The sequence below is a fragment of the Streptomyces sp. GbtcB6 genome (assembly GCF_019091475.1).
Lineage (GTDB): Bacteria > Actinomycetota > Actinomycetes > Streptomycetales > Streptomycetaceae > Streptomyces > Streptomyces hyaluromycini.
Genome location: NZ_JAGXJL010000020.1, coordinates 85521 through 92442 on the forward strand (window position 1 = coordinate 85521; position 6922 = coordinate 92442).

Annotated in this window: 7 protein-coding genes; 1 reads left to right on the plus strand and 6 read right to left on the minus strand. The window is 72.9% G+C overall.

Going from position 1 to position 6922, the window contains the following annotated elements; all coding sequences use genetic code 11:
- Nucleotides 1-119: 119 nt before the first annotated feature.
- The 6 genes from KVT45_RS30290 to KVT45_RS30315 all read right to left on the minus strand — a co-directional run bounded on the left by KVT45_RS30290 (nt 120) and on the right by KVT45_RS30315 (nt 6599).
- Nucleotides 120-794 carry a response regulator transcription factor gene (locus KVT45_RS30290; protein ID WP_217552306.1) on the minus strand — a complete coding sequence of 225 codons (675 nt, stop codon included), beginning with the start codon at nt 792-794 and terminating at the stop codon, nt 120-122.
- Nucleotides 791-2164, minus strand: coding sequence for a histidine kinase (locus tag KVT45_RS30295; protein ID WP_217552307.1), 1374 nt, complete (start codon nt 2162-2164; stop codon nt 791-793). The genes KVT45_RS30290 and KVT45_RS30295 overlap by 4 nt, the downstream gene beginning before the upstream one ends.
- 108 nt (nt 2165-2272) lie before the next feature.
- Nucleotides 2273-2956 (minus strand): response regulator transcription factor, encoded by a 684-nt coding sequence (locus KVT45_RS30300; protein WP_217552308.1) that lies wholly within the window; start codon nt 2954-2956, stop codon nt 2273-2275.
- Nucleotides 2953-4362, minus strand: a complete 1410-nt coding sequence (locus tag KVT45_RS30305; RefSeq protein ID WP_217552309.1) for a sensor histidine kinase — start codon at nt 4360-4362, stop codon at nt 2953-2955. Before KVT45_RS30305 ends, KVT45_RS30300 begins: the two co-directional genes overlap by 4 nt.
- Nucleotides 4355-5524 (minus strand): acyltransferase, encoded by a 1170-nt coding sequence (locus KVT45_RS30310; RefSeq protein WP_217552397.1) that lies wholly within the window; start codon nt 5522-5524, stop codon nt 4355-4357. Before KVT45_RS30310 ends, KVT45_RS30305 begins: the two co-directional genes overlap by 8 nt.
- A 28-nt stretch (nt 5525-5552) precedes the next feature.
- Nucleotides 5553-6599: an alpha/beta hydrolase gene (locus KVT45_RS30315; RefSeq protein WP_217552310.1), complete on the minus strand. Its 1047-nt coding sequence runs from the start codon at nt 6597-6599 to the stop codon at nt 5553-5555.
- Between KVT45_RS30315 and KVT45_RS30320 the strand changes: the two genes are divergently transcribed.
- Nucleotides 6585-6922, plus strand: a 338-nt coding sequence (locus KVT45_RS30320; protein ID WP_217552311.1) for a hypothetical protein, incomplete at its 3' end; no start/stop codon positions are given. The genes KVT45_RS30315 and KVT45_RS30320 overlap by 15 nt on opposite strands.

Sequence of the window (6922 nt, forward strand, 5' to 3'; positions counted from 1 at the left end):
AGCCACCTGGCCGATTCCTTCACCATTCAAACACAACTTACGCATAGTGTGTCCACACCTGTACCGCCCGCGATCGAATCGCAATAACGACTGTGCGCGTGGCATGTGCGCTGCCTGTGCTACCCCGGCGTCACCAGCCGCGCCTCGTAGGCGAACACTGCTGCCTGAGTGCGGTCACGGAGGCCCAGCTTCACCAGGATGCGGCTGACGTGGGTCTTGACGGTCGACTCGGCCACCACCAGGCGTTCGGCCATCTCCGCGTTGGACAGGCCCTGGGCGATGAGGACCAGGACCTCCGTCTCGCGGTCTGTGAGGTCGCCGTAGGCCGCGTGGGCCGCGGGCATCAGGCGCGGGGGGTCGGAGAGTTTCGAGAACTCGGTGATCAGGCGTCTGGTGACCGAGGGGGCCAGGAGGGCCTCACCGGCGGCCACCACCCGCACGCCGTCGGCGAGTTGGCGGGCCGAGGCGTCCTTGAGGAGGAAGCCGGAGGCACCGGCGCGCAGGGCCTGGTAGACGTACTCGTCGAGGTCGAAGGTGGTCAGGACCAGGACCTTCGCCGTGCCGTCGGCGGCCACGATCTCCCGCGTCGCCTCGATGCCGTTCAGCTCGGGCATGCGGATGTCCATCAGGACCACGTCGGGAGAGAGCTCACGGACGCGGTCCACCGCCTGGCGGCCGTTGACCGCCTCGCCGACGACCTCGATGTCCGGCATCGCGTTCAGCAGCACGGAGAAACCCTCGCGCACCATCATCTGGTCGTCCGCGATCAGCACGCGGATGGTGCGGACGGTCATGCGTCACCTTCGCCGCTGGTCGTGGTCACCGGCAGGAACACCGTCACCTCGTAGCCTCCCTCGGGCGTGGCGGCCGCCGTCATCTCGCCGTTCAGCATGGAGACCCGCTCCCGCATGCCCGTGATGCCGTGACCGGCGCCGGGCGACGGTTTGATGAGGGCGGGCTGCGGCGCAGGGCCGTTGACAATGCGCAGGCCCAGGCCGCCGATGACATACCCGATCTCGACGCGGGCGCTCGCTCCCGGCGCATGGCGCAGGGTGTTGCTCAGCGCCTCCTGCACGATCCGGTACGCCGACAGCTCTACACCCTGCGGCAGTTCACGGACCGCGCCGGTCACCCCCTTGTCGACGGTCAGGCCCGCCTCCCGCACATTGCCGAGCAGCGCGTCCAGGTCCGCGAGGGTGGGCTGCGGGGCGTCCGGCGCCTCGTAGTCCTCCGCCCGGACCACCCCCAGCACGCGGCGTAGTTCGGTGAGCGCCGCCACCGCGTTCTCCCGGATCGTGGCGAACGCCTTCTCCAGCTCCGGCGGCGGGTTCTCGACACGGTACGGGGCGGCCTCCGCCTGGATGGCGACCACCGACATGTGGTGCGCCACCACGTCGTGCAGCTCGCGGGCGATCGTCGTGCGCTCCTCCAGCAGGGTGCGCCGGGAACGCTCGTGCGCCGTCTGCGTCTGCTGCTCGGTCACCGTCTGCTCGGCCTCCCGGCGGATCTGCCGGACGGAGGCGGCGAGCATGGATATCGCGGAGGCGACCAGCATCGGGGCGACGTTGTTCCCGTAGTGGCCCGAGCCGAAGAGCGAGAGGGCCGCGAAGCCGTAGAGCCCGGTGATCACCCACATCCAGGCCGCCGTCCGCGGGCGGGTGCGGACGGCGACCACCGTGAGCACCACCAGGTGGGAGAAGAAGCTGCCCGGCGCCCAGGGCCATTCGTCCCAGGCGCTGCCCAGCACGGCGCCGACCCAGGTCCCGACCAGGGACAGCCAGAACGCGGCGACCGGGCGCGCCAGCGTGAGCAGCACCGGCGCCAGCGCGAACAGGCCCGCCACCAGGGCCCCGAACTCTCCCTGCGGCCGGTCCGTGACGGACGCCAGCAGCGCCGCCACGCCGGCCGCGACCACCGCGAGATGCGGGGCCCAGACGGCGTACTCCCGCAACCGGACGGGGAGATGGCGGATGAACGGGCGGTCCATGCTCATCGGGGGCAACGGCCGATAGGCGAAGGCGTCCTGGAACAGGTCCTGGCGCAGCCTGCGCAGGGCGTCCAGCGCCGCCCGGACCTCCGGGCTGCGCGGCTTGTACGGTTCGAACGCGCCGTCCAGCGGCTCCGGCGGCAGCGGCTGCGAGTGCGTGTGGGTCTTCTCGGTCACGTAATCGACCGTAGGCGCAGCCGGGGCTCGCCGTCGTCACCAGTGAGGTGGGTCCTCAGGCATCCTCCTCAGGTACTACGGGTACTTCGAGGAGCAGCGGGAGACCGGTCAGTAACCGGAGGGCCGAACCAGCCCGGACTCGTACGCGAACACCGCGGCCTGGGTGCGGTCCCTGAGGCCCAGCTTCACCAGGATGCGGCCCACATGGGTCTTCACCGTCTGCTCGGCGACGACCAGCCGCTCGGCGATCTCCGCGTTCGACAGGCCCTGGGCGATCAGCGTGAGGACCTCCGTCTCGCGCTCGGTCAGATCGCCGACCCGCGACTTCAGCGGGGCGCGCACCCGGCCGCCGTCCAGCTGGGAGAACTGGGCGATCAGCCGGCGGGTGATGACCGGCGCGAGCAGCGCGTCGCCGGCCGCCACCACCCGCACCGCCTCCGCCAGTTTGTCCGCGGACGCGTCCTTGAGCAGGAACCCGGAGGCGCCCGCCCGCAACGCCTCGTACACATACTCGTCCAGGTCGAAGGTGGTGAGCACCAGCACCTTGATGTGGGGGCGTTCGCCGATGATCCGGCGGGTGGCCTCGATGCCGCCGAGCTCGGGCATGCGGATGTCCATGAGAACGACGTCCGGGGTGAGTTCGGCGACCTTGGCCACCGCGTCCAGGCCGTCCACCGCCTGGCCGACCACCTCGATGCCGGGCTGGGCGTTCAGCAGCACGGTGAAGCCCTGCCGGACCATCTGCTGATCGTCGGCGATGACCACACGGATGGGGTTGCCGCTGCTCGTCATGCGGGGTCGTCCTTCGGGGCGAGGGCACGGGTGGTGCCGGTGGTGGGGTCCGCGGTACGGCCGGGTATCAGGCGGGCGCCGGGAGCGGCGGCCGGGAGCTCCGCGAAGACCCGGTAGCCGCCGTCCGGCCGGGGTCCGACCGTCAGCGACCCGCCGAGCATCGCGGCCCGCTCCCGCATGCCGAGCAGTCCGTGCCCGGCGCCCGGCGACGGCGGTGCGGAGCGTGTCGGCCGGGAGTTCGCGACGGACACCAGAAGTCCGTAGGGGATGTACTCGATCTCGACATGGGCGGTCGCCCCCGGCGCGTGCCGCAGAACGTTGCTCAGCGCCTCCTGCACGATCCGGTACGCCGACAGCTCCACGCCCGACTGCATGGGGCGCGGCTCGCCGTTGATCCGGGCGGTGACGGTCAGACCGGCCGCCCTGGTGTTCTCGACCAGCGTGTCCAGCCGGTCCAGAGTGGGCTGCGGGCTGTGCGGGCCGGTGCCGGAGTCGTCGGGCGCGTCCTCGTCGGGGCTCTCCGAGCGCAGGACGCCCAGCACTCTGCGCAGTTCGGTCAGCGCCTCCAGCGCGTTGTGCCGGATGCCGTCGAGGTTCTCCCGGAGCTCGTCCGAAGGGTTTTCCACAAGGTGTGGAGCGACCTGGGCCTGGATGGAGATGACCGACATGTGGTGGGCGACCACGTCGTGCAGCTCGCGCGCGATCCGGCTGCGCTCCTCCAGCAGGGTGCGCCGGGCCCGCTCCTCCTCGGTGAGCGAGGCCTGGCGGCCGAGTTCCGCGCGTGCCTCGCGGCGGCCTCGCAACGCCGTGCCGAGCGCCACGACGATCACGGCCAGGACGACGGCCACCACCGAGGTGGACTGGTGCGGCGCCCCACCCCAGACACCGTCGAGAAGCCAGGTGACCACCACGGTCACGGCCAGTGCCTCGACGGCCACCCGGGTGCGGACCCGCAGCGTGAGCAGCAGCAGGACCAGCAGGTGCGCGATGATCCCGGCCGTGGTCCAGGGCCAGGTGAAAGGGGCCTGCGCGGTCATGCCCAGCCGGCCGTGCAGCGCGACGGCGCCCACCAGCATGGCCCCCGTCGACAGCCACCAGGCCGGGACGGGCCGCCACATCGCGAGGACCACGGCGCAGCCCGGCGCGAGCCCGAGCGGAATGGACAGACCGGGACCCAGATGCCCGTTGTCCGAGAGCTGCGCGATGCCGCCGAGCGTGATGCCGAACGCCGCCAGGCACAGCACGCCGTGCGGCAGCCAGCGCAGCCATACGGAGGGGGGCAGCGGGTCGAGGCGGGCGGTGCACAGGTCGTCGCGGAGTATCCGCAGCCAGCGCAGCACGCGGCCGATCCACTCCGGCCGCCCGGTCCCCGTCTCCGTCTCCGTCACAGCGGCCAGCCTAGACATGGCGGGCTCCCGTCGGTGTAGCCCGATCGGACGAGGGGTGGGTCCGGACGACGCGCGAGCGGGTCCGGGGGCGGCCGCGCTCGTACGCGTGGAACGCCGCCCAGCAGACGGCGAGCGTCAGCGCGAAGGCCGGGAGCCAGAGGAGGCGGGCCGCGATCCAGGTGAGGCCGTCGGGGGGTGTGTGGAGGCCGGGGAGGTGGCCGAGCAGGAGGCCGGTGGCCGTGGTCGCCATCAGGGCCGTCTGGTGCCAGAGGAAGATCGTCATCGCGGAGAGGTTCACGAAGGCCACCGCCGCCCAGGCGAGGGGGCGGCGCATCGTGCGACGCAGCCGCTCGCGCAGGAGCAGGGCCAGACCGCACTGCGCCAGGCCGAAGGTGACGGCGGCCAGGGTGGGCGGGTCGAGGTTGGAGACGGACGCGCCGGGGACACCGACCATCGACGCCGGGTAGCCCGCCCACCCGACGAGGCCGGCGGTGGCCGCCGTACCGCCGATGAACAGGACCCAGCCGGCGCGCGGGCGGTCCAGTTCACCGCGGGTCCAGGCGGCACCCAGGGTGTACGGCACCAGCCAGCCGGCCGCCAGGTTCACCCAGCCGACGCCGGGCGGGGCGCCGAAGCCGAAGCGGAGAAGGTCCACGTGGAGGACGACGGCCAGCGGCCACAGGGGGTTGAGCCGGGTGACGAGGGGAGTCGCCGCCGTCAGTGCCGCGAAGACCACGAGGAACCAGAGGGGGGACAGGGCGAGTTTGGCGAGGGTGTGGACGGTGGTGAAGTCGGTGCCGGACAGGAGGAGGGCGGTGGTCGCGATCGCCCAGAGGGCGAGAAGTGCGGCGACCGGCTTGAAGAGGCGGGACAGACGGGACGCCAGCCAGCGGTGGTACGGGGTGCCCATGGCCTGGGCGGTGGCATAGCTGCGGGTGGCGACGTGGCCGCCGACCAGGAAGAACACGGCCAGGGTCTGGAACGCCCAGGAGATCGGGGCCAGCCACGGCAGATGCTGGAGGGGGCTGCTGGTGTGCAGCGTGCCGCCGTCCGCCACCAGCGCCGTGACCAGCCAGTGGCCCAGGACCACACCGAGGACCGCGAACGCGCGAAGGGCGTCGACGGCACGGTCCCGGTCGGGTGGGGTGGCGGTGTCGATGCGCTGGGCGAGGTGTCGTATGCGGTCGGGGAGGCGGGGTGTCGGCGGCTTACGCACGGGTGACCTCCGTTGTCTCGCCGAGGACGATCCGGGCGAGGTTGGCCAGGGAGGCCGAGCCCGGGGTGAAGTAGTCGCTGTGGCCGCCGGGGCCTGCCGCGAAGACGCGGGCGCCGAAGGACGCGGACACGGGGTCGGCGCCGAGGCCGACGGTCGTGCCGAAGAGGTCGGCGCGGAGGTGCGGGACCTCGGCTATCCAGTCGTCGGCTCCTCTGGCCGCCCAGACACGGGCGGAGGTGTGCAGGTCCGCGACCGAGCCGGCGCCGGCGCCGGGACTGCCGACCAGGGCGATGTCGGTCACGCCGAGGCCGGTGAGGGCGGGGGCGGTGCGGGCGCAGACCACCGTGCCGTAGGAGTGGCAGAGGAGGGCGACGGCCGCCGGCCCGGGGGCGGTGAGGGTGCGGAGTTCGCGGATGAACTCACGCAGGTGCGGGGCCGCTTGGCCGGCCCGTCCCGGGGTGAGGACCGTGGTGCTGATCGTGGCGGGGGTCCGGTAGCCGAGCCAGGCGATGACCGCGGTGCGGGTGTCGCCGGCTGCCTCGTGGGTGAGGCGTCGGTACAGGGACTCGGCCGCCGTGCGGAAGCGGGCGTAGGTGTCGAGGGTGGTGTCCGAGCCGGGGACCAGGACGGCGACACGCGTCGCGTGCGGCAGGTCGCCGAAGACCTCGGTGGCCTGGCCGTCGCCTCTGGCGTCGAAGCGGAGGAGGCGACGGGAGGGGGACGCGAGGGCGCGGTCGGCGGCGGCGCGGGAGACGTCTCCGTCGGCGGCGGCCATGCGGGCGGCTTCGGCGGCGTTCTCGCGGTTGGCCTCGTAGGCGGTGGCGAGGGCGGCCGGGGTGAGGGGGGTGGGGAGAGCGGCGGGGGGTGGGGCGGGGATCTGGGGCCGGGCGGCCGCGGAGAGGGGGAGGACCACGGCGGCGAGGAGGAGGGCGGCGAGGGTGGTGCGGCGCCACCTTCGGGTGTGGCGGCGTTTGGGTGGGGTTGCGCTTGGCGGCGCCGTGAACGAGGGGTTCGTGTCGGCGGGGTGAGTGTCGCTCACCGGCGCTGGAGCAGCGGGGTGGGTGTGGCCGGCGCGGGGGGTTTCGCTTGCCCGCGCCGGCGGGGTGCCGCTGCGCCCACCCGTGCCGCCCCAGCGGCACGACTGCCCGCAGCTGGGAAGTTCAGCGGTACCGACACCCACCAGCCCACAGCCGGGAAGTTCAGCGGTACCGACACCCGCCAGCCCGCAGCCGGGAGGTTCAACGGTACCGACACCCGCCAGCCCGCAGCCGGGAAGTTCAGCGGCACCGACACCCGCCAGCCCGCAGCCGGGAAGTTCAGCGGCACCGACACCCGCCAGCCCGCAGCCGGGAAGTTCAGCGG

Coding starts and splice junctions, on each gene's coding strand:
- KVT45_RS30290 (WP_217552306.1), bottom strand. CDS start 794: ATGACCGTCCGCACCATCCGCGTGCTGATCGCGGACGACCAGATGATG.
- KVT45_RS30300 (WP_217552308.1), bottom strand. CDS start 2,956: ATGACGAGCAGCGGCAACCCCATCCGTGTGGTCATCGCCGACGATCAG.
- KVT45_RS30305 (WP_217552309.1), bottom strand. CDS start 4,362: ATGTCTAGGCTGGCCGCTGTGACGGAGACGGAGACGGGGACCGGGCGG.